A 23882-nucleotide genomic window follows, 5' to 3' on the forward strand; every position below is an offset into this window, starting at 1 on the left:
CTAAATTAAAAAAATGGCACAGGAAATTGAACGTAAATTCTTAGTGAAAGGGAAATTCAAACCGGAAGTATTCAAATCGACCCGTATCACGCAGGGGTATCTCTCTTCCGTGCCGGAACGTACCGTTCGGATACGAATTAAAGGAGAACAGGGATTCCTCACGATCAAGGGAAAAGGGAATCATTCCGGCATCAGTCGTTACGAATGGGAAAAAGAAATACCTTTAAACGAGGCGGAAGAGTTATTACAACTCTGCGAACCCGGTGTTATCGACAAAACCCGTTATCTTGTAAAAGCCGGGGAACACACCTTCGAAGTGGATGAATTTCACGGGGAAAATGAAGGTCTGATCATGGCAGAAATCGAATTAAAGACAGAAAACGAGAATTTCATAAAACCCGCATGGCTTGATAAAGAGGTGACCGGGGATGACCGGTATTATAACGCCATGTTGACAAAACATCCGTACACGAAGTGGTAAAGTTTTTAGATACTTTGATTTCCCGACAGAAAAGCATACCTTTGCCGAAAATTTAAAATTTTCATCAAAAAAATATAGGCATGGATAAGATCCTTAATCGAGCAGCGGACAACATCCGCATCCTTTCAGCTTCTATGGTTGAAAAAGCCAAATCAGGGCATCCGGGAGGTGCAATGGGTGGCGCTGATTACATTAACGTGTTGTATTCTCAATTCTTGAATTTCGATCCGGATGATATGACATGGGCAAACCGGGACCGTTTCTTCCTTGACCCCGGACATATGTCCCCGATGTTGTATTCTATGTTGAGCCTGATCGGCACGTATAGCATGGAAGACTTGAAAAACTTCCGTCAATGGGGAAGTGTAACCCCCGGACACCCGGAAGTGGACTTCAAACGAGGCGTGGAAAACACCTCCGGTCCTCTCGGTCAAGGTCATGCCATGGCTGTCGGAGCTGCTATTGCAGAGCGTTTTCTGGTAGCTCGTTTCGGAGAATGGATGGCTCACAAAACATACGCTTTTATCTCTGACGGTGGCATACAGGAAGAGATTTCACAAGGAGCCGGACGTATTGCCGGAACACTGGGATTATCCAACCTGATCATGTTCTATGATGCAAACGAAGTGCAGCTATCTACCCGTGTAAATGAAGTAACTCACGAAGATACCGCGGCCAAATATCAGGCTTGGGGCTGGAACGTGATCACGATCAACGGGAACAACGCTGACGAGATCATCAAAGCATTACAAGCCGCCAATGCCGAAAAAGAACGTCCGACATTGATTATCGGTAAAACCTTGATGGGTAAAGGGGCCATGGGTGCTAACGGGGAAGATTTCTCCGACAAGGTTTCCACTCACGGACAACCCTTAACCGGGGCCGGGGCTTCTATCGAAAAGACGATTGAAAACTTGGGTGGCGATCCGCAAAACCCGTTCACGATCTTCCCGGAAGTAGCCGAGTTCTACGCTAAAGTACTTGATGAAAAACGGGCTTACGCCAAAGCTAAGAAAGCAGAGCAGGCAGCTTGGGAAAAAGTAAACCCGGAATTAGCAGCCAAACTGCACAAATTCTTATCCGGTAAAGCTCCCGAAATTGACTATAAAGCAATTCAACATAAAGCAAACATTGCCACACGTGCCGCCTCGGCTGACGTGCTGGTAGCCTTGGCTCAACAGGTAGAGAACATGATCGTTTCTTCTGCCGACTTGAGTAATTCTGACAAGACCGACGGATTTATCAAAGGTGGAGCCCGCAACCTCGTGAAAGGAGATTTCAGCGGGGCATTCTTCCAAGCCGGAGTTGCAGAGTTGACCATGGCTGTAATCTGTAATGGTATTGCTCTCCACGGGGGTATCTTCGTGGCTTGCGGAACCTTCTTCGTGTTCTCCGACTACATGAAACCTGCCGTACGTTTGGCAGCGTTAATGGAAGTTCCGGTGAAATACGTTTGGTCTCACGATGCCTTCCGCGTGGGAGAAGACGGACCGACTCACCAACCGATTGAGCATGAAGCCCAATTGCGTTTGATGGAGAAATTAGAGAATCATTCCGGAAAGATGAGTTTGTTGGCTTTGCGTCCTGCCGATGCAGCCGAGACTTCCGTTGCCTGGAAAATGGCTATGGAAAATACCTCCACCCCTACCGCTTTGATCCTGTCCAGACAAAACATCACGGATCTTCCGGGAACAGATCGTTATGACGAGGCTTTACAAGCAGAAAAAGGTGCTTACGTGGTATGCGAAACCGGAGAGAACCCGGATGTCGTGCTAGTTGCTTCCGGTTCTGAAGTTTCTACTTTGGTGGAAGGAGCCAAACTTCTTCAGGAACGGAAAGGAATCACCGCACAGATCGTATCTGTGATCTCTGAAGGTTTGTTCCGTCACCAGCCACAAGCATACCAAGAACAAGTTATCCCGGCTAACAAACCGAAATACGGACTGACAGCAGGTTTATCCGTTACTTTGGAAGGTTTGGTTGGTTGCAATGGTCGTATTCATGGTGTAAACCATTTCGGATACTCAGCCCCTGCCAAAGTATTGGATGAGAAATTTGGATTCACCGGAGAATGTGTATTCAACGAAGTATGTGAAATGTTAGGAAAGTAATTTTCTAACATGCTAAATATCAAACGGGAGTAACGATGGTTGCTCCCGTTTTTCTTTCCTTTCGTGACAACTAATTTTATTTATTCTAAAAAAAGAAGGAAATACTTGCATACACGATAAATATGTACTATCTTTGCCGACGCAAAACAGAAGATGTTTTGACTGATATTGCGGGATGGAGCAGTTGGTAGCTCGTTGGGCTCATAACCCAAAGGTCGTCTGTTCGAGTCAGGCTCCCGCTACAAAATAAGGATCGAGAAATCGATCCTTATCTTTTTTCCTCTTCCCCCTTATAGCAAACTTAATTTTCAGCCACCCCTTCTCTATCCTTACACTAAAACACCAAGGGAATACAGACACGACACTAATATAGCATATACATATACCAATGTTCATGCTATGTACTTGATGTGTTCATGCCATGTTCATGATCAAAGGAAAGGATAGTTCAACTTTAGCAAAAGTGTAGGTTATCATTAAATAAGTAGCACGCCTAAAGAAAGTTTCCTTATTATCGATTTTCTCTATAAGCCACCTGTTTTATCCGCTCTATGAACTCCTGTAAACGATCGGATTTCCGGTTACCCATAATCCAAAGATTACCGACTTCAATGTCTTCATCGTAAGAAGGCTGCATATACGTCTTGTCGAGAATCTCATACCCGTTACGACGATAGTAATTCACCCGGCGAGTGGTCATCTCATCCGTGGTCGGTTCCACTTCCAACAATCGCATACCGTCTAAATGTTCCGCAATATAATCCAACACCTGTTGCCCGACTTTCAGATTACGCATTGGGGTAAAAACGGCTAAATGTTCAAGGTAATAAAAATCCCGCATATCCCAGTAGATAAACAAACCGGCCAAAATACCATCCGTCTCTATGGCATTAAAATGCATCTCCGTTTTTTCCCGTATCAACCATTCCAATTGCTTGATATTTCGCCTCTCCTCCTCCGGGAAAGCCTCCTTATAGAGTGGGATAAGTTTTTGTAAACGAATATCTGTCGGCTCCGTTATTCTAATCAAATTTACCATAACACGAATCTTTAATTTTATTTTCTTATTCTTATAAATGACGGGATCAAACGTTTCATAGAAAAATGTCCCGGATGACTGGACAGGATCACGATGAACACGGCTACCAGCACGATAGCAACTCCCAGTATCTGCCCCAACCCGAAACGTTCTCCCAAAAACAAAACTCCCATACTTACTGCCGTCAAGGGTTCCATACATCCCATAATAGCGGCCGTGGTTGACCCCACGTGCTGTATTGCCAATATTAACGTTAAATCGGACACAAGGGTTGGGATTAAAGACAGCAAAAAGATATGCACCACGGCATTCGCATTCGGCATCATATCCAATCCCTGCCCTTTTAACAGGATGTTGGCTCCAAAGATGATTGTACAACAGAACAACATATAAAAGGTCATTTTTAATCCATCCATGTGCTGTATACAGGATTTATTTACCCCAACGATATATATGGCATAAGTCACCACGGTCGACAATACCATGAAAAGTCCTTTCCAACTCGTCACTCCTTCCCCTTCACCACTACTTAATAAATAGACTCCCAGAATAGCCAGAACCGTGGCAATGATTACCGAGAGTGATATTTTATCTTTGAAAAAAGCAATCATGATAGCGGTAACCAACACCGGATAAAGAAAATGAATCGTTGTGGCCACCCCGCTAGGAATGTACAGGTAAGATGCTGTCAGAAAAAGTGAAGTAGAGGCATACGCTCCTCCTAACAGGAACATCGTTCCAAACTCCTTTAAAGTTATCCGAAGGTCCACACGCCGTAAAAGCAAATAGGCGCCCACGACCACTGCGGAAATGGCAAAACGATAAAATAATACGGAGTCCAATCCCACCCCCTCTTGCATTGCCGGAAGGGCAAACAATGGAATCAACCCGAACGTGGATGATGAAATCATCGCTAATAGTACACCTTTCAACTGCCGCATTTTATTTTCTGCTTTTAAATTAACGGCCCCAAAGGTCTGTAAAATTCCCGACTTTTCAATTTACATATGTAAAAAATAGTATCAAGTCAAAACATGATAAAATTAAGAAACATTGGATTTGTGCAGTTAGAATTTAAAATCTAAAATTACTGAATTCCTGCCCTGATCCTACTTAATGACACTTGAGAAATTCCCAGAAATGATGCGATATGACGAAGCGGAACCTTCTTTAGAATCTCCGGTTCCCGTTCAACCAATAAATGATAGCGTTCCGAGGCAGACATGAAATAACGTTCCATGAATAATTTCTCGAATTTCAATATAATTCCGTCAGACATCCGTCGTCCCCAATTCGCCAGTTCAATATTGGAATCAAATAAACGATTTAATGTTTCGTTTGATATTTTCAACAGGTCACATTCTTCCAGTAACTCCACGTTCTCATACCCGGCAGTTGAAAACATATACCCGTTCATTGACAAAAGGGACATACCCTCGGAGGCAAACCAGATCGTAATATCCTTATCCTCCTTATGGAAAAATCCCCGGGCAAATCCTTTTATTACAAAATAAGTATATTTTGCAACCGTTCCTTCCCGCATCAATAATTCACCTTTAGGAAGAACAACTCTTTCCGTGTGACCGAGCAATAAACGAACGGTTTCATCCGATAACGGGTAAGCTTCCCTTATTTTCCTGATAAAAACCTCCATGATCCAAACCTTTTCGGCAAAGATAATGTAAAATTGAGCAGAAACTTAAAATTAACTGCTCACATATATAATTTTTCTATAAAAGAAATAAAATCTACATTTCTATTTACAATTTTGGTATACCTTTTGTCTATTCGACACTGTGTCGCCTGTTATAGGGTGTTTTTAAAGTTATACACGAATACAATTAATTAAAATCTAGCATATGAAAATTAGAAAGTCAATGATTATTTTGTCTCAAAGATTGATTGTAATTATGTTAGGGACTACACTTTTTGCCTGTGGAAACAAACAGGCTGGACATCAAGCGGGAGTTCCTGAATATGCGGTCATCACAATTGAGCCTAGCGTATCAAAGTTGAATAATTCTTACCCGGCAACAATCAAGGGATGTCAGGACGTTGAGATACGTCCAAACGTGAGTGGATTCATCACGAAGTTATGCGTGGATGAGGGTTCGGTCGTAAAGAAAGGTCAAACGCTATTTGTTATTGACCCCGTACAATACGAGGAAGCCGTGAACGTGGCCCGTGCTGCTGTTAAGGTTGCGGAAGCAGGAGTTGCAACAGCGGCGCTCACCGCCGAGAATAAAAAAATGCTGGCGCAGAAAAACATAATCAGCCAGTACGAATTACAAACGGCAGAGAACACATTAGCACAACAGAAGGCTAATTTAGCCCAAGCCGAGGCACAATTAATCAATGCGGAGAAGAATCTGTCCTACACGCAAGTCTCCAGCCCCGCGGATGGAGTTATCGGGAAAATTCCTTATCGTGTCGGTAGTCTCGTTAGCCCCAGCATGACAACGCCTTTAACCACGGTATCAGACAATTCCAAGATGTTCGTTTATTTCTCCATGAACGAGAAAGATCTTCTCAAACTAACCCGTCAAAGCAATGGAGCTACCCAAGGAGTATTAAACCAAATGCCGGCAGTGGAATTACAATTGGTTGACGGATCAATCTATTCCGAGAAAGGAAAAATTGAAACGTTAAGCGGGGTAATTGATCAAACGACGGGTTCTGCCAGCGTGCGTGCCACCTTCCCCAATCCGAACGGGATCTTGCGTAGCGGTGGATCGGGAGTAATCCTGTTGCCGGAGGAATCAGACAACGCAATCATCATCCCTCAAAAGGCAACCTCGGAAATTCAGGATAAAAAGTTCGCTTTCATTGTGACGGACAGTGCTGTTGTGAAAACCAGAGAAATTACCATATTACCCATTAACGACGGCAAAAACTATGTTGTTACTTCCGGGTTAAACATCGGGGACCGTATCGTGGTTGAAGGCGTAGGTACATCCGTGAGAGACGGGATGTCCATTAAACCGATCACCCCGGCTGAATCGGCAGCAAAACGCCAACAGGCAATTGCCCGGTAAGCGGGAATGGAAGAACATAAACAAACTACTTTGAATGAATTGAGATTATGAAATTAGATAATTTTATTAAACGTCCCGTTCTCTCCACGGTGATTTCCATCATCGTCGTGATCTTGGGTATCTTGGGGTTGATTTCCATCCCCGTCACACAATACCCAGATATCGCACCTCCTACTGTTCGGGTTAGCACGTCTTACACCGGGGCAAACGCAGAAACGGTGCTAAACAGTGTGATTGCCCCGTTGGAAGAGCAAATCAATGGTGTGGAAAACATGATGTACATGACTTCTACCGCTACCAACACGGGAGAGGCCTCTATCGAGGTATATTTTAAACAAGGAACAGACCCGGACATGGCTGCGGTTAACGTGCAAAACCGCGTGGCCAAAGCTCAAGGATTCCTACCTGCCGAGGTGACTCAAGTAGGTGTGATCACTAGTAAACGCCAAACCAGTATGTTGTTAGGTTTCACCGTTTACAGCACGGATGACCGGTTTGACCAAACGTTCCTTCAAAACTATATGAAGATTAACTTGATTCCGCAAATCCAGCGTGTTCCCGGAGTGGGCGACGTGATGGCGTTCGGTGCCGATTATTCCATGCGTATCTGGTTAAAACCTGACGTGATGGCACAATACAAGTTAATGCCTTCTGATATTACGGCAGCCCTGGCAGAACAAAACATCGAGGCTGCTCCCGGACAGTTTGGGGAAAGTGGCGATCAATCGTTCCAGTATATCATGAAATACAAAGGACGTCTCCAGACGACAGAAGAGTTCGAGGATATAATCATCCGGGCCACTTCCGACGGGGAAATCCTACGATTGAAAGATGTTGCCCGCATCGAACTGGGAGGATTAAGCTACGGCTACTCGAATAACGCGAACGGTCATCCCGGAGTTACCAGTATGATCTTCCAGACCGCAGGCTCCAACGCCACGCAAATCATTAAAGACATCGAGGCATTACTGGAAGATGTTTCCAAGGACTTCCCTCCCGGTGTTGAGTATAGCATACTGCTAAGTGCCAATGACTTCTTGTATGCATCTATTCATGAAGTACTGAAGACATTGATCGAGGCATTTATCCTCGTGTTCTTGGTTGTATTTATCTTCCTGCAAGACTTCCGGTCCACGTTAATTCCTGCCATCGCGATTCCGGTTGCATTGATTGGTACCTTCTTCGTGCTTTACCTGATCGGGTTCAGCATGAACTTGTTGACACTTTGCGCCCTCGTTCTGGCTATCGCGATCGTGGTCGATGATGCCATTATCGTGGTCGAGGCCGTCCATGCGAAACTAGATCAGGGATATAAATCCCCGCTTAAAGCCTCCATTGACGCCATGAATGAAATTTCCGGTGCTATCGTGTCCATCACCCTCGTGATGATGGCCGTGTTCATCCCCGTAAGTTTCATCACCGGTACTTCCGGTACTTTCTACCGCCAATTCGGTTTAACAATGGCTGTTTCCATCGGTCTATCTGCCATCAATGCCTTGACACTAAGTCCCGCATTATGTGCTATTTTCCTAAAACCGCATGACAAAGGTGAGGATCACAAGAAAAAAGGACTTATCAACCGGTTCCATGCCGCCTTCAATGCCGCTTATGACGTAACGTTAAACAAATACAAAAAAGGAGTTAGTTTCTTCATCAATCACAAGGTGACCACATTTATCACGGTCATTGCCAGCATGGTAGTCCTTGTATTCCTGATGCAGAAAACCCCGACCGGGTTAGTACCCAACGAGGATACGGGAACTTTCTTCGTGATCGTGGACCTTCCACCTGCCACATCGTTGGAAACCACGGAAGCCGCCTTGGCACAAGTGGACAGCTTGATTGCCAGCAATCCGGCCGTTTCCGACCGTACAGAAATTGCCGGGTATAGTTTCATTGCCGGGCAAGGTAGCTCTTACGGTACATTCATCTGTCGTCTGAAACCGTGGGATGAACGAAGTAAGGGACAGGATGTAAACAGCGTGATCGGACAATTATACATGCAAACCCAAGGATTGATCAAGGATGCCCGTGTTCTTTTGTTCGCACCTCCGATGATTCCGGGATATAGCTTGACGAACGGATTCGAATTCAATCTTCAGGATAAAACAGGTGGTGATTTGAACGAATTTTTCAATATAACCCAGAACTTCCTGGAAAAGTTAAATGCTCGTCCGGAAATTGCCGCAGCACGAACCTCATTCAACCCGAATTATCCACAATACATGGTAGACATTGACGTGGCCAAGTGTAAAGAAGCCGGGTTATCCCCCAGCGTGTTACTTTCTGCATTGCAGGGATATTACGGTGGTCTGTACGCCTCTAACTTTAACCGTTTCGGAAAATTGTACCGTGTCATGATTCAGGCGGATGCCAATTTCCGTGCAAATCCGGAAACCTTAAATCAAATTATGGTCAGAAACGGGAATGAAATGGCACCAATCACCCAATTCGTCACCTTACGTAAAGTATACGGTCCGGATAATATCAAGCGTTTCAATATGTTTACAGCCATTAGCGTGAACGGTTCTCCTGCCGACGGGTACAGCTCCGGGCAAGCCATCAAAGCCATCGAGGAAGTGGCCGCCGAAACGTTACCTACCGGATACGGATACGAATTCTCGGGTATGACCCGTGAGGAACAAAGTTCCAGTGGAAACACCACCGCATTAATATTCGTACTTTGTCTCGTGTTCGTGTACCTGCTGCTGAGTGCCCAGTACGAGAGTTACATCCTACCTTTGGGTGTTATTCTTTCCGTACCTTTCGGATTAATGGGTAGTTTCATATTTGCACAATTTATGGGTGTCGAAAACAACATCTACATGCAGATTGCATTGATCATGTTGATCGGTCTGTTGGCGAAAAACGCCATCCTGATCACCGAGTTTGCTCTCGAAAGACGTCAATCCGGAATGAGCATCGTTTCCGCTGCCGTGCTAGGAGCTTCTGCCCGTCTCCGTCCGATTTTGATGACCTCACTGGCCATGGTTATCGGTTTGTTACCGATGATGTTCGCTAGCGGTGTTGGTGCAAACGGTAACAGCACGTTAGGCTCCGGTGCAATTGGCGGTATGTTAATCGGTATGATTTGCCAGATTTTCACGGTACCTGCCATGTTCGTTGCATTCCAGTATCTGCAAGAGAAGATTAAACCGATCGAATGGCATGACACGGATAACACGGAACTTGAATCTGAAATAGAACAATACACAAAATAAAGAAAGATGAAACAAGTTGTTATATACACGATATGCATGGGCGCCCTGTTAAGCAGCTGTAACATTTACAAGAAATACAACCGTCCGGACGTGGATGTGGAAGGCCTGTACCGGGACCCGGTTTCTGTAAATGACACGCTGGTATCGGATACCACGAATATGGGTAATTTACCCTGGGAAGAGGTATTCACGGACCCCCAATTACAGAAATTAATTCGTCAGGGACTGGAACAAAACAGTGACCTGCAAACTGCCATCTTGAAAGTGAAAGAGGCAGAGGCAGGGTTAATGTCCTCCCGCTTGGCATACCTACCTTCCCTGGGATTATCTCCCCAGGGAACAGTAAGTAGTTTTGACAAGGGCGCCGCCACGCAGATTTACTCGCTCCCGGTAGTCTCTAGTTGGGAACTTGACCTGTTCGGCAAATTAACAAATGCCAAACGCGGAGCAAAAGCGACCTTATTACAAAGCGAGGCATACAAGCAAGCCGTTCAGACACAAGTCATCTCGACTATTGCCAACACCTACTACACGCTGCTCATGCTGGACAAGCAACTGGCCATCACGGAAGAGACAGCCGTATTATGGCAAAAAAGCGTGGAAACCATGAAAGCGATGAAAGAGGCCGGGATGGTAAACGAGGCCGCTATCGCGCAAAGTGAGGCTAACAGCTACATGATTGCCGCCTCCATTCCCGACTTGAAAAAAAGCATCCGGGAAGCAGAAAACTCACTTTCCCTGTTATTGAAACAAGCCCCGCAACGTATCGAACGGGGAAAACTGGAAGACCAATCCCTCCCTACCCTGCTGAATGTAGGTATACCTGTTCAATTGCTATCGAATCGTCCGGACGTGAAATCCGCCGAAATGGCATTGGCCAGCACGTTTTACAACACGAATCAAGCCCGTTCGGCATTCTACCCGCAAATCTCGATCAGCGGAACACTCGGATGGACGAACAGTTCCGGCTCATACATCACGAACCCGGGTAAGATGATTGCCTCTGCCGTGGGATCACTGACACAACCGATCTTCAACCGGGGAGCCCTCACCGCCCGTTTAAGAGTTGCCAAGGCACAACAAGAAGAGGCCTTGATTAGTTTCGAACAGGCTATATTAAATGCGGGAAGTGAAGTTAGCAACGCGTTGGTGCAGTACCAAACGGCACAAGATAAAATCGAACAACGTGAAAAGCAGATATTTTCTTTAGAAAAATCCGTGGAATACACGCAAGAATTACTAACTTTAGGAACATCCACTTACCTGGAAGTGCTCACGGCACAACAGTCCTTGCTTAGCGCACAACTCTCCGGAATATCCGACGAGTTCCAACGCATACAAGCCGTTGTTAACCTGTATCATGCCCTGGGTGGTGGACGAACCGAATAACCTTTAAATACAAATTATCATGATAAGTCCACTAGCTTACGTTAATCCCGATGCAAAAATAGGAAAGGATGTTACTATCCATCCTTTCGCCTATATCGACAAGAACGTCGAGATCGGTGATAACTGCACGATCATGCCGTACGCCAGTATCCTGAGCGGTACCCGCATGGGAACGAACAACACGGTCTACCAGGGAGCCATTATCGGGGCGACCCCGCAAGATTTCAAGTTCAAGGGGGAAGATACCCTTTTAAAAATCGGGAATAACAACACGATCCGGGAGAAGGTTATTATTAACCGGGGAACTAACACGACGGATTGCACGATTGTCGGTGACGGGAATTTCCTGCTGGAAAGCGTGCATCTGGCACACGACACCCATCTCGGTAACAACTGCGTGCTGGGAAATGCAGCCAAGACAGCCGGGAATTGTATTATCGACGACTACGCAATCTTAGGTGGTGGCGTAATCGTGAAACATGGATGCCGCATTGGGACTTGGGCCCTGGTGAAGGATGGATGCCGGACCAACAAGGACGTTCCCCCTTACATCGTTGCCGCCCATAACCCGATCGCTTACTACGGGATCAACGCTTACATTCTGCGTAAAGAGCAGAAACTCACGGAAGAAATCATTGATGACATAGCCAAAGCCTACCGCCAAGTATATCAATGTGGGACAAGCGTTGAAAACGCCCTACTGAGAATCAAGGAGACCATTACTGTCGGACCGGAAATTCAACGCATTATTGATTTCATAGAACAATCCACGAAAGGACTGATCGGTACAACCATGTGACACTAACACTTTTCTAGCAAATAACGATTCGGGGCTGCCAATTCACATTGAACAGCCCCGAATTCATTTACCCCTTATGCCATCAGTGTCCCTGTACTCTCTCGTCGGTATCATGAATGAATATCAAGGATAAATCAGGAATAAATTGACGACACGTGTCGAATACTTATCGAACACTTATCGAATAGTTATCGAATACTTACTAGCGAATCACAAGTACAACAAGCTTTATAGTGTATCTCGTCCAATACTTTCACGCTCCCAGCATTCTCCACATTCCCCATGCCACGAGCATAACTAATAGCAAAATTCCCAGAAAAGCAAACATGAAACGGGTGTAATACACCTTTTCGTCATGTTCTCTCGATTTTATGTCTCTTTCGATTTGTTCCATTTCCCCTTCCGCCAACTTGTTCGGATACCCCGATAAAGGTTTCTCGTTCATTTTCTCAACGAGATCTTTCATCCGGTCACGACGCTCCTGAAGCATTTTTCGATTCTGTTTCGTGCGTCGAATCATATCAAATACGTGTCCTTCGCCTCCCATGACGTTCATAATTTAGTTAGTAATATCGTACTATAAATATATGAAAAATAATTATAAAAACCAATTATTTTATAAATATCGCTTCATAATTAAAACCCGATATACATTATGACTATTGGCCGTAGATAAGGCGCTCGCTAGGGACAGGAGCTGTCCAAAAAGTCATTTTATTTCAAAAAACTCCTCCGTCACTTCGTGCCACCTCCTCTATAAACAGAGGAGGAGCTGGTAACTTATCCCGAAGACAGGGAGTATTTCAACTCTCCCTCTGTTTATAGAGGGAGTACGGCGAAGCCGGGAGGGAGTTTGAAAAATGACTTTTTGGACAGTTCTAATTTTGGGAACTCCCGTCTATTTCGTGTAAGTCAATGGAGTCGTGATCCAGTCCAGATGTTGCCACGGACGTACTTTCTGCATGATATCAAAACTGGATTGCAGGAATTGATGTACGGCATCAAACGGGTCATCATAAGCCAAAGCATCTTCCAGTGTCAGAAAAAACTCTTTTTTCTCGGGCTTGAATATTGCCATCGCGGGACGAATCAAATGATCATTACCTTTTATATCACTTATGAAAGGATAAGGCAACCCGTAGAAAGCAGGACGAGGATAATTTACGTCTCCCGGCCAGAAACCGCACTCGAAATAACGTTCATCAAAAGCATGATCTGAAATCGGTTTATTCATGCCAAACGGAGCCGATTCACCACTATACACAATTCCAGTGAGGTCCATCGTACCGAAATAATAAGCCGGTCCATCCACTTTTCCCCGGAAACCGGAAAGGAATCCCCGTAATGCCTCATGTGCAAAAAGATGGTTCTGATGCCAAAGTTGTACGGCCTCCTTATCGTAATGATGATGTTTAGTGTCCTTGTCAAAATCAATCGGATCGTAGAACTCCTGCGCACGGACATTGATCGCTGTCGGGGAACCGATCTCTTCCAGTCCCCTCATGAACTGTTTGTAGAATTCCATCACGGAAAGCCCGTCCTGTAAAGTAAACGTAACCACTTTCCCGTTTCCGTTACGGAAAATGACCAAATGTTTCATAAAATTTGCCTGAATCTCGAAAGGAGAATCATCACCGGGTATAATTCCCGTGGATACCCCTTCCACCGTCAAGTAAAGACGCACGTGAGCCCACTCGGGACGTTGATGACAACGCATCAATTTCACTTTACCCAACATCTGAAGGTACATATGCAGCGTGTCGGCAGTTCCTTGCCAATCCGTATAATTTAAAAATTTCTTGTTCATCTTATTATTTTTTATTTCGTTATCTTTTTTCTTTAACGGCCAAGGAGTTAAAAAGGTTCTACTTTTCCACCGTCTAGTTACTTTAAAGTTGATTTTACTAACAAAAGATAAATTTAAGGAAACTATTTTTTAACATTCCCGTTATACCTTGAAAGATAAAAATGGATATGAAATATAAAAGACTGTTTCTAGGAATATGCCTAACGCTACTGGTGGTGATAAGTCAGGCACAAGAACGGGTGTTACCGAAGTTCAAACTCGGGGGAGCGCTCCGTTTTAATTACAATTTCTGCGATTGGAAACCCGGACATCGTGACCGGGGTGGAGATTTTGGTTTTGACGTGTTATACTTCAAATTGTCAGGTTCCTACCGAAATATCATTCTAAGTGCGGACTACCGCTTTTACAGTAAAGATTTCGGTGGTCCAATGCTGAAATACGGGTGGATCGGCTACCAGTTCAACGACAAAAGCCAAATGCAACTGGGGCTAACGGGAGTGCCTTTCGGTATTCAACCTATCGCCTCGCACAACTTCTTCCTGCAAATCGCTTATTACATCGGACTGGAAGACGATTCTGATATGGGAATCAAGTATTTATATCAAGGTGACACGTGGGATTTTACTCTCGCTTTTTTCAAGAATGCAGATGAACTACTTTTCGGGTCAGATAACGAAACTTCCGATGATCGATACGGTTACGACGTGGCCGGACGGAACAAAGAGATCAATCAATTCAACGGACAAGCCTTTTATAAATTCGGGGAATCTACCCGGCAACGATTAGGCGGATCGGCAGAGTTCGGACAACTTTACAACCTCGACACCCGCAAGAACGGTACACATTACGCTTTCGCCCTACATTATGAACTAACCACGCAAAAAGTCAGTCTGAAAGCACAATTGACAACTTATGCCATGAATCCTAAAAATGGCGAGGGAGACGACGATGAGCTGATCTCGATGACGGCTTACGGGGCTCCCTATCTGGTAGCCGCCAAAGCAAACGTGTACATGTTGGGAGTCGGGTACACGATCCCGGTAAACAGGAAATTTCTAAAGAAAATACAAGTGTACAACGACTTCGGTTGGCTCGACAAACAGAACAACGATTACAAAGATAGTTTCCAGAACGTCACGGGATGTATGCTGGACGGTGGTCCCGTGTGTATTTACGTGGATTACGCTCTAGGTAAAAATCACGGGTGGCTGGGACCTGATTTCAACGGTTTCGGTGCCGGTGGCGAAAGTGATTCCTGGCATGCCCGTTTTAACGTGAACGTGGGTTATTATTTTTAACTTTTAAACGCAATGCAAATGATAAAAGAGATTTACACGCTATACGTGGAACGTTGGCACTTTTTCTTGGACCTCACGTGGGAACACCTGCAAATATCGCTGACATCCATCGTGATCGCCACGATTGTCGGATTGGGGCTAGGAATCATGATCAGTATGTACCGCAAGGGTTCATCCACCGTGTTGGGCCTCACGAACTTCATTTACACCATCCCATCAATTGCCTTGTTCGGTTTCTTGATTCCTTTTTCCGGAATCGGTAACACCACAGCCATCATCGCTTTGAGTATTTACGCCCTGCTCCCTATGGTCCACAATACCTACACGGGAATTATCGGTATCGACAAGGAGATTATCGAGGCGGCACGGGGAATGGGCAGCACAACCTTCCAGATACTCTATAAAATACAGATTCCTCTGGCATTTCCTGTTATCCTGTCGGGAATACGTAACATGGTCGTGATGACCATTGCCCTCACGGGTATCGCCGCATTTATCGGTGCCGGAGGATTAGGAGTAGCCATCTACCGGGGAATCACAACCAACAATTCGGCCATGACGATTGCCGGGAGTTTATTAATAGCCCTGCTGGCCTTATTGGCAGATTGGGGCGTGGGACGCTACGAAAAGTATATTAAAAGAAAACGTAAATTACTATGAAAAAATACATGAAAAACGGACTACTTGCACTATTCATTGGCCTCGTATTCCTGTCGGGATGCGAGTCGAAAAAAGACACGATCCATATTGCCACCAAACCGATGAGCGAACAATTCATTCTCGGAGAGATGCTTGCCCTACTCATTGAAGAAAACTCCGATTTGCACGTGAAAATCACGAAAGGCGTGGGTGGTGGCACGAGCAACATTCATCCGGCCATGATCAAGGGAGATTTCGACCTTTACCCGGAATACACGGGTACAGGCTGGTTGGTGATCTTGAAAAAAGACACGCTACTCCCACCTGACCAATTATTCTCCGAGTTACAAAAAGAATATTCCCGGGAATACGGGCTGAAATGGGTTGCCCCGTACGGCTTTAACAATGCTTATAGCTTGGCTGTAAGTAATGAAATGGCAAAAAAATATAACTTAAAAACATTTTCCGATCTGGCCCTTTATCCCGATTTATTCACTTTCGGGGCGGAATATGACTTTTACGAAATTAATGACGGGTACGCAGATCTCTGCGCCTACTATAACCTCAAATTCAAGAAAAACTTGGATATGGACATTGGATTGAAGTACGAAGCCATGAGATCCGGCAAGATTGATGTGATCAACATTTTCACGACGGATGGACAGTTAAGTCACGCAAATCTTACGATTCTAAAAGATGACAAACACTTCTTTCCTTCCTACTATTGCGCAACAATAGTACGAGAGGAAACATTGAAGGAACACCCGGAACTGGAAAGGATACTGGAAAAGATGAACGGTATACTGACTGATCAGGAAATGGCCGACATGAATTACAAAGTCGACGTGGAACATCGCACGGAACGGGAAGTTGCCGTGGAGTTTTTAAAGAAAAAAGGTTTACTTAATCCACAATTGAGTTATGGAAAATAATGTTGCTATTCGTTTTGAACACGTCAATAAATCATACGGAAACCGGGAAATATTAAAGGACTTCAACTTGGAGATCCGGAAGGGCGAGTTCCTAACCATTATCGGAAGTTCCGGTTCTGGGAAGACAACCGTACTAAAGTTAATTAACGGGCTGATCTCTCCCACTTTCGGGATCATTTATGTCGATGGGAAAGATATTTCGAAGGAGAACCAAACACTTTTACGTCGTAACATCGGGTATGTCATTCAAGGTATCGGACTGTTTCCTCACATGACCATTCGTAAAAACATTGCTTACGTCCCCAGCCTACTGAATCACAGGAATAAAGAACGTACCCGCAAAGCGGTGGAACGATTGATTGACGTGGTCGGTCTTGACAGGGATATGCTCGACCGCTACCCGGCAGAACTGTCCGGTGGTCAACGCCAACGAGTTGGTATCGCCCGAGCCCTTGCCGCAAACCCGGATATCCTACTCATGGACGAACCGTTCGGGGCGGTTGATGAGATTACACGCAAAATGTTACAGAGTGAAATTATTCGTATTCACGAGCAGTTAGGAATGACTATCGTGTTTATCACCCACGATATAAAAGAGGCCATAAAACTGGGTACCCGAGTTATGGTCATGAACAAAGGGCTTGTTGAGCAACTGGACACCCCGGATCATATCAGGAATACCCCGGCAACACCTTTCGTGAAAGAATTAATAGAAGGCTGACATTTACAAGTCAGTCTTTTTCTTTCCATTTCACATCACTATTCTTTTTGATGTATATCCGCAACGCGACATAAACATTCCAAAGTAAAATAACCAAACCGACAAACAGTATTAGTTTTAACACCACATACAAAATTCCAACCACTCCTCCTAACATCATACTTATTATTATTGATTAAACACTTATTTCTATCGAGTTAGGAAAGTTAATGAATATTTTTAATATCTCCTAATAAATCAGCTTTTATGAAAAAATACTTTCTCCGTTTTATTTATAAAATTTGCTTATATTTGCACGAAACGTGCGTACTATGAGAAATTACAACCAGTGTGAATCCGGTCTTATCTACAATGAATTTTCCGTCATTCTGATACAGACCTTTACTTCTGCCGGAATTGAAATTCCCTTGAACCCCGAAACGAATTTCTTCATCAAAAAGGATGATGACGGGCATTTTGACGACCAGTTGTTTACCCATTCGGATAAAGTCATCAACCGTTATCGTTTGAAAGGGTTCGATATATGTATTGACATTGACGGGAACGCTCCCGCTAGGCTATGGGGACACGTACATGTACGGGCTGCCGTATTCTTCAACAAGACAGTTGAAATCTCCTACCGGATTATCGTGAGCCCGACAGGAAGAATTAACGGGACCAAATTTTGCCAAACAGATGTTCCATTCAACACGGATCAACTGATTGCCGTGGCGGGGATCGTGCAACATGTGGAACATTGGGTTTACAACAACAAGAAGAAAGGCCAAGAAATCGACGGTTCCTTGAAAGTTGTTTCAATTAGTGACCTGCACATCGACGAAGAATCACACGTCCACACGACAACCGTGAAAACAAAAGGTGTTACTTTCGATGAAGTACAAAAGCGTTACCGCTATTTCTTTGACGGGCAAAGACAAAAAGATTCAAGAAAAAGTAAAGAATCCAAAGAGTTCGAATACGGATGGCATAATTATATCTTTCTGGATATTTGGGAAAGTATCGGTCACGAGGGACGAATCCGTTTTGACCAGATGCGGGAAGACCAAGTTATCGAACATATCGAACAATGTCACAAGGCGGAACTCGTGGGCCTCATGAGTCTTTACCCCGAAGAGTGGCCCTACCGCATGGATTCCAGTTTTGAAGATATTTGTGGGAAAAACATCGCCATTGACACCGATGATCTTGTGCTGGCAAATGAAAACATGAGTCTCGTTATCGGTACGTACGGAAACCGTGGGAAAGAAGCTCCCACCGACTGGAAAAAACACTTGGCCCGACGAGACCGTTATCACGTCAGTTGGCCGGAATATCTTGTGTTAGTCGAAATCCTGTTGGCTAAAAAACACACGATCAACTACGTGCTGAATAAATATATCTTCAATTCCCGACAAGCGATCAAGGATAACAGTCACCCGGAATCAAAGGACGGACAACAGGGATTCACAATCATCAATGACAAGATTCTGGACATGATCGAGCAGAATGCCCGCCTAAGCATCAGCTTATCCGATGTAATACTGCAACTCGATTCGGTACGCTACCTGCGCTATATGTCTCACAAACACATGTACCACGAGACAAGCCGAAGACTACGAATTGACGCAGACGAGCAGCAATTAAAGGACATCACGGAAAGAGTGGATAAATCCTTGACAAATGCCAACAATATAGCTGATCTGAAAGAGGCTAACAGCACGAAGAATATTCTTCTTTTCATTTCCATAGCCTCCCTTTTCGGAGTATTATTGGAAGGTAACGGCGAGGCTCCCGTGTTTTCGATGATTTCCAAAGAATTTGGGATATTCACAGCTGTCGTTCTGGTCGTTATCACTTCTATTGGTATATATTTCAGTATGAAAATCATGATCCGGGTAATTATTCACTACCTTCGTAAAAAACATAGTAAAAGAAAATCACATCAAATTTAATTTATGTATATGATACAGACATATTCTATCGATTACAGGACGCAACTCTGCGAGTTTTTCTCTCGCATTATCGAATCACACAAAGCCTACATTTCCCACGGGGAACTACAAATGGGAATCGCTCTCGATAGTAACGAGCTTGCTCCTAATTACAAGGAAATGTGGCTAAATTATCTCGATCGACAAGTAGAAAACCCGGACAACACGCTCCTGCTATATCTGGAAAACGGAACAATTATCGGGTTCGTATTGTTCGGCATCACGAATGACGGAGCCAGACCTTACGGAGTTATCTTTGACCTCAGTGTCGATCCCGTGTACCGGGGAAGGCGTATCGGACAGGAACTCCTGCAAAAAGCGACGGAAAGTTTCCGGGACAAAGGAATACAGGATTGTTACCTCGAATCGGGCGTCAACAACCATTCTGCCCATCAATTTTTCGAGCATCACGGCTTTAAACAAGTATCCGATATTTTCCGGTTAAAATTGTAGAAAACGAAATTAACAGATTAATTTCTTCAAAGGGATTCCGGTTGTGTTGATTGTTTCAAGATTATTGATTGCCAATTGACACCACGTTTCCCATTTTTCCCCGATATTGAATTGACATTTCCAATACTCCTGCAATTCAGCATCATCAACCTGCTGAATAAATTCTTTTATTGCAGATAATTCCCGGTAGAGTTTCCCAATCACTTTTGACACACCAGGATAACTCTCTCCGTTTTTCGTAATACACTCCTTCCCTCCTGCCGAGAAAATATCTCTTAGATTCGGACAAACAACTCCTTCTTGAGTTGCAAGCCAAACAGCCATACGATTGAATTTATCCGAACGATTACTTAATAACTCTGGGAAAAAGATAAATCCTTTAATTTGGTATTTCTGTTTCTCTTGCGGAGATAGCGAACTCCACATACGAATCACAAGGTTAGATACCTTAGAATGATCATTATCCAACCACCATAATTCTTCCCCTTCTTTAAGCCGGGAACGATAGTAATCAAGAATGGTTCGAATCGGATTCGGTTGACAACGCAATTCATCATAAGGAATTCCCAACTTGTCAAAAATTGTTTCTCCTTTTGATAAATTCATATCTACCAAATAACGAGGAGAGTGGGTTACCACGACTTCCGATAAACACTCTTCATAAGGCTTGCAAACAAAACAAACCGGTTCACACATTTTTCCAAACAAAAGGTATACTCGCTCCACATCTTCCACTCGAGTCCCCTCGGCAACACTACTTCCCGTAGACTTCCAATGATTAGCTTTCGTTGTTTTCACCTCAACCCCGTAATAACCACCGATAACAATATCAGGAAAACGTTGCCCGGAATATTTCACGATCTGATCTTCAAAACATGTCCCGACAGCACATTGTTGCAATACCTCCACGACTTTGTCTTCTAATTTACTACCTAATAAACCAGTATACATTTCCGGAAACGTCAATGCTTCCCGATTCATGAAGTCTATTACTTTTGCTAATAGCTCTTCGAAAGCACGATCATCTTGCATATGAAAACTAAATAACGACTTCATCAGGTTCGAAATAAAGATCCCACAAATTCTCAATTCGTTTTCCTATATGGTAAGCCAATAAAGGCGGAACGGCATTTCCTATAATCTTATAGGCTGCCGAAGGACTTAGAATATATCTCTGTTTGTTTTCCTCATGAGGAATCACAAATTCATAATCAAGAGGGAAAGTCTGTATCAACGCACATTCTCGCGGGGTTAAACGACGCTCTTTCAATCCCTTTTTCAATTCCTTGTCAATGATACCGCCATGTTCTTTTGACAGTCGTCTATATTCAATGTTACCATGATGTTCAGCCCGAATCGTCGGCCCGATCCCGTTAACATCCACCTCTGTCTGACCTTGACAATGAGTACCCATAAACTTGGCTTTGGAATAGACCTTTTGTGCAGGATCATCACTATCTTCCGGTTCCTTCAACCCGGCAAACATCCCTCCCACCGTCTGGGGGGGCATTAATCCCTTATTCTTAATATGATATGCATGACTGGGCGACGGATAAGGCACGTATTCATCGGGGATAACATCACGCATCAAAGCCTCACGGGCTGCAGGTGTTAACGCAGATTTACGTATACCGATAAAAATTACCCTCTCACGGGATTGGGGGACACCGTAATCCGCAGCGTGCAGAACACGAGGTTCCAGCACGATATACCCATCTCCATCTGCCCGGGAAAAATCCTGCTGAATAATCTCCTTCACATTGGAAAGATTTACCAATCCTTTCACGTTCTCTGCGATAAACAGCTTGGGCTTCGTGATTTCAATCACCTCTTTCATCCACATATATAACTTACCGCGGGTTTCTTCCGAGGCAATCTCCCCATCAATAATTTTTCCCTTATGATCTTTATGAGAATTGAAACCGTTACGTTTCCCCGCCACACTGAAATCCTGACATGGGAAACCTCCTGTAACCACGTCTACTTTTTCCGGGAAAACCAATTCCCCTGCCCTGTGCCGTTTCACGAGATCCACGATACTTTCCTCCCGGTAAACATCCGGCGTGTAACCGTACTTGGCGAAATAATGGGTCCAAGCCGTCCGGGCCTCTTTCAAAATATCATTGGCGAAAACAAGTTGAAAACGAGTAGAATGTAATTTTACCAAATCACCTCGCTCTTGCTTTTCAATAAAATCAGGATTACTTTTTTCATTAATACATCCCTTATGGATAGAGAATCCTCCTTCCAATCCTAAATCCATTCCACCACAACCTGAAAATAAAGATAATACCCGAATCGTTTTAGATGCCATTTACTTGTACGTTTTTACACCTACAAAAATAACAATATTTATCGGGTTATTGACACTGCTCGGAAAATTTATCCGCCATTTATTCCTTCCTTGGTTAATCTACCATTTAACCAATTCCCCCAAGTGTTACATCCCCGGGTTCACAACGTTAATTCCGTTACAATCCCACCACTTTCATTCCCGTGAATGCCTCGCTCGCAGCATGATCAAAGAAATTGATTAACTCTGCGAAACTTATCCACGTGTAAACAACAATACTCGTGATGACGACCAGTAGTAGAACTACGATTACCATTTGATTCCATTTAGTTTTCATCTCTTTTCATTTTAAAAGTTACTAACTCAAATCAAACTCTCGCTCCTATCATTGCTCACTGTAAATATATAACATTATTTTGTATTTACCAAATATTTTCTTAATAAAATCATAAATTTAACACCATGTAAAATATATTCCGAAACACCACTCACAAGTCCAGTTCCCGACGACAATGAATCAGCCGGTCACGCAAATATTTGATACTTTTGTTCTTTTGAACCTTCACCGTGTTCACACTAATGCCCAATTTATCGGCAATTTCCTTCCCGGAGAAACCACTAATACTTAATTTCATGATCTGCCGTCTCACTCGCGGTAAATCACCAATATGAAGATGTAGCAAGCGCACGATCTCTTCCTGCACGGTGTCCAGCATGAAATCCTTCGAGAAATCCTCGTTTTCTTTCTCTTGGTCTATTTTATCAAGAATCATCGCCCTCTTTTTCTTGTTACGGATATATAATAAAGAATTATTATACAAAGATTTATACAAGTACCCCATCAATTCCCGGCCGGAAGCGAACCGAATATCCGAGTGCCAGAGATTCACCAGCAAGTCCTGCACGATGTCCTTGGAGCAATCCATATCCTTCACGATCGACTCCACGTACACGCACATCGCCGCATAGCAAGACGTGTAGAGTTGCTCCCAGCATCTTTCATTCTTCGCATTAATGCCCGACAAAATAGATTCAAGGTTTACCATATCTATTTCTATTAGACGTCAAATATCATTTACATAGAGATAAAACATCAATTGAAGACACAAGAACGACCAAGGGGCGAAGATTCAATAATCAAGCGATTATCTACCCCTCGTCAGAAGAATTCGTTTACATTTTCCTTTGTCAGCTCTGCGTTTGTTACAATTTGTTTATCTAATAAATCCTATCACTTAGTACCACGTATTCAGAATAAAAATACTTAAAAATGAGATAAGTACTACCTTAAAAGACAAAAAATAAACGACTTTAATAAAATTGTTTAACAATCCAGCCGTGTAGCCGGATTGTTAAACAGCCTTCTATCAACACTCCTTAAATCCTATATTGCATGTTTAGCCGGACCATCATACCGTATATCGATAATCTTGCCATAACTCTTGGTTGACATCCACTTCGGGGTTATACCCGTGCCAAAATGAGAGTTATTCACGTTGAACATATATATTTCCCCGGTTTCAAGCGCCACGGTTAAATCCATCCCCATCGCACCTCCCCCACTTCCTGATTCTGTCGATGAGATCCGGGTAATCTTCCGTCCACCAAAATCAAACAACTTCACCGGATCTGTTCCTCCCGTTCCCCGGAATATATATCCCCACAACTCGCTGTCATTCACCCCGGAACTAAAG

At 43.9% G+C, this 23882-nt stretch carries 23 protein-coding genes and 1 tRNA gene; 13 read left to right on the forward strand and 11 right to left on the reverse strand.

Going from position 1 to position 23882, the window contains the following annotated elements; all coding sequences use genetic code 11:
- Window positions 1-13: 13 nt before the first annotated feature.
- The 3 genes from AB5542_RS13035 to AB5542_RS13045 all read left to right on the forward strand — a co-directional run bounded on the left by AB5542_RS13035 (window position 14) and on the right by AB5542_RS13045 (window position 2834).
- Window positions 14-481, forward strand: a complete 468-nt coding sequence (locus AB5542_RS13035) for a CYTH domain-containing protein (RefSeq protein WP_279038514.1) — start codon at window positions 14-16, stop codon at window positions 479-481.
- Between the two features lie 80 nt (window positions 482-561).
- Window positions 562-2592, forward strand: coding sequence for a transketolase family protein (locus AB5542_RS13040; protein WP_410518807.1), 2031 nt, complete (start codon window positions 562-564; stop codon window positions 2590-2592).
- 169 nt (window positions 2593-2761) lie between these two features.
- A tRNA-Met gene (locus AB5542_RS13045) sits at window positions 2762-2834 on the forward strand.
- Window positions 2835-3103: 269 nt separating this feature from the next.
- Here the strand turns inward: AB5542_RS13045 and AB5542_RS13050 are convergent.
- The 3 genes from AB5542_RS13050 to AB5542_RS13060 form a co-directional block, all read right to left on the reverse strand.
- The gene (locus AB5542_RS13050) at window positions 3104-3631 is read right to left on the reverse strand and encodes a GNAT family N-acetyltransferase (protein WP_279038513.1); all 528 of its coding nucleotides are present in this window, start codon (window positions 3629-3631) and stop codon (window positions 3104-3106) included.
- Window positions 3632-3648: 17 nt separating this feature from the next.
- Window positions 3649-4572 (reverse strand): EamA family transporter, encoded by a 924-nt coding sequence (locus AB5542_RS13055; RefSeq protein ID WP_279038512.1) that lies wholly within the window; start codon window positions 4570-4572, stop codon window positions 3649-3651.
- Window positions 4573-4718: 146 nt separating this feature from the next.
- Entirely contained in the window at window positions 4719-5285 is a 567-nt protein-coding gene (locus AB5542_RS13060; protein WP_087420179.1) for a Crp/Fnr family transcriptional regulator, read from the reverse strand.
- A 205-nt stretch (window positions 5286-5490) separates the two neighbouring features.
- Here AB5542_RS13060 and AB5542_RS13065 point away from each other — a divergent pair, with 205 nt between their 5' ends.
- Genes AB5542_RS13065 through lpxA form a run of 4 tightly spaced genes read left to right on the forward strand, consistent with a single transcriptional unit; the run spans window position 5491 to window position 12075 of the window.
- Window positions 5491-6666, forward strand: a complete 1176-nt coding sequence (locus AB5542_RS13065) for an efflux RND transporter periplasmic adaptor subunit (RefSeq protein WP_195666796.1) — start codon at window positions 5491-5493, stop codon at window positions 6664-6666.
- 47 nt (window positions 6667-6713) lie between these two features.
- Window positions 6714-9887 (forward strand): efflux RND transporter permease subunit, encoded by a 3174-nt coding sequence (locus tag AB5542_RS13070; protein ID WP_118302453.1) that lies wholly within the window; start codon window positions 6714-6716, stop codon window positions 9885-9887.
- Between the two features lie 6 nt (window positions 9888-9893).
- Complete coding sequence (locus tag AB5542_RS13075) at window positions 9894-11276, forward strand: TolC family protein (protein WP_087420176.1); 1383 nt, start codon at window positions 9894-9896, stop codon at window positions 11274-11276.
- A gap of 19 nt (window positions 11277-11295) precedes the next feature.
- Entirely contained in the window at window positions 11296-12075 is a 780-nt protein-coding gene (gene lpxA, locus AB5542_RS13080) for an acyl-ACP--UDP-N-acetylglucosamine O-acyltransferase (RefSeq protein ID WP_279038511.1), read from the forward strand.
- A gap of 253 nt (window positions 12076-12328) precedes the next feature.
- On the opposite strand, the gene AB5542_RS13085 is transcribed toward lpxA, so the two are convergent.
- Window positions 12329-12622 (reverse strand): hypothetical protein, encoded by a 294-nt coding sequence (locus AB5542_RS13085; protein WP_087420174.1) that lies wholly within the window; start codon window positions 12620-12622, stop codon window positions 12329-12331.
- Window positions 12623-12973: 351 nt separating this feature from the next.
- Window positions 12974-13882 (reverse strand): DUF5996 family protein, encoded by a 909-nt coding sequence (locus AB5542_RS13090; RefSeq protein ID WP_279038510.1) that lies wholly within the window; start codon window positions 13880-13882, stop codon window positions 12974-12976.
- A gap of 167 nt (window positions 13883-14049) precedes the next feature.
- On the opposite strand from AB5542_RS13090, the gene AB5542_RS13095 reads away from it, so the two are divergent.
- Genes AB5542_RS13095 through AB5542_RS13110 form a run of 4 tightly spaced genes read left to right on the forward strand, consistent with a single transcriptional unit; the run spans window position 14050 to window position 17472 of the window.
- The gene (locus tag AB5542_RS13095) at window positions 14050-15180 is read left to right on the forward strand and encodes a hypothetical protein (protein WP_118302862.1); all 1131 of its coding nucleotides are present in this window, start codon (window positions 14050-14052) and stop codon (window positions 15178-15180) included.
- Between the two features lie 18 nt (window positions 15181-15198).
- Complete coding sequence (locus tag AB5542_RS13100; protein WP_087420632.1) at window positions 15199-15840, forward strand: ABC transporter permease; 642 nt, start codon at window positions 15199-15201, stop codon at window positions 15838-15840.
- On the forward strand, window positions 15837-16751 hold the full coding sequence (locus tag AB5542_RS13105; RefSeq protein ID WP_118302459.1) for a glycine betaine ABC transporter substrate-binding protein: 915 nt from the start codon (window positions 15837-15839) through the stop codon (window positions 16749-16751). Before AB5542_RS13100 ends, AB5542_RS13105 begins: the two co-directional genes overlap by 4 nt.
- A complete protein-coding gene (locus AB5542_RS13110) occupies window positions 16741-17472 on the forward strand; it encodes an ABC transporter ATP-binding protein (RefSeq protein ID WP_279038509.1) in 732 nt (243 codons plus the stop codon). The genes AB5542_RS13105 and AB5542_RS13110 overlap by 11 nt, the downstream gene beginning before the upstream one ends.
- Window positions 17473-17482: 10 nt before the next feature.
- Here AB5542_RS13110 and AB5542_RS13115 read toward each other — a convergent pair whose 3' ends face one another.
- Window positions 17483-17632, reverse strand: coding sequence for a hypothetical protein (locus AB5542_RS13115; protein WP_158571833.1), 150 nt, complete (start codon window positions 17630-17632; stop codon window positions 17483-17485).
- A 151-nt stretch (window positions 17633-17783) separates the two neighbouring features.
- On the opposite strand from AB5542_RS13115, the gene AB5542_RS13120 reads away from it, so the two are divergent.
- Together AB5542_RS13120 and AB5542_RS13125 are read left to right on the forward strand one after the other, a co-directional pair.
- Window positions 17784-19403 (forward strand): hypothetical protein, encoded by a 1620-nt coding sequence (locus AB5542_RS13120; RefSeq protein ID WP_087420169.1) that lies wholly within the window; start codon window positions 17784-17786, stop codon window positions 19401-19403.
- Between the two features lie 9 nt (window positions 19404-19412).
- Entirely contained in the window at window positions 19413-19895 is a 483-nt protein-coding gene (locus tag AB5542_RS13125; protein WP_270542196.1) for a GNAT family N-acetyltransferase, read from the forward strand.
- Window positions 19896-19904: 9 nt separating this feature from the next.
- Here AB5542_RS13125 and AB5542_RS13130 read toward each other — a convergent pair whose 3' ends face one another.
- The 5 genes from AB5542_RS13130 to AB5542_RS13150 form a co-directional block, all read right to left on the reverse strand.
- Window positions 19905-20951: a hypothetical protein gene (locus tag AB5542_RS13130; protein ID WP_279038508.1), complete on the reverse strand. Its 1047-nt coding sequence runs from the start codon at window positions 20949-20951 to the stop codon at window positions 19905-19907.
- Window positions 20935-22209, reverse strand: a complete 1275-nt coding sequence (locus AB5542_RS13135; RefSeq protein ID WP_279038507.1) for a DNA cytosine methyltransferase — start codon at window positions 22207-22209, stop codon at window positions 20935-20937. The genes AB5542_RS13130 and AB5542_RS13135 overlap by 17 nt, the downstream gene beginning before the upstream one ends.
- A gap of 157 nt (window positions 22210-22366) precedes the next feature.
- Window positions 22367-22525 carry a hypothetical protein gene (locus AB5542_RS13140; RefSeq protein WP_158571832.1) on the reverse strand — a complete coding sequence of 53 codons (159 nt, stop codon included), beginning with the start codon at window positions 22523-22525 and terminating at the stop codon, window positions 22367-22369.
- A 151-nt stretch (window positions 22526-22676) separates the two neighbouring features.
- Window positions 22677-23234 carry a sigma-70 family RNA polymerase sigma factor gene (locus AB5542_RS13145; protein ID WP_087420165.1) on the reverse strand — a complete coding sequence of 186 codons (558 nt, stop codon included), beginning with the start codon at window positions 23232-23234 and terminating at the stop codon, window positions 22677-22679.
- 338 nt (window positions 23235-23572) lie between these two features.
- A partial coding sequence (locus AB5542_RS13150; RefSeq protein ID WP_368243117.1) for a hypothetical protein occupies window positions 23573-23882 on the reverse strand: 310 nt, incomplete at its 5' end.

Source organism: Butyricimonas sp. RTP31003st1_G1_RTP31003_210430 (assembly GCF_040920905.1).
Taxonomy (GTDB): Bacteria; Bacteroidota; Bacteroidia; order Bacteroidales; family Marinifilaceae; genus Butyricimonas; species Butyricimonas paravirosa.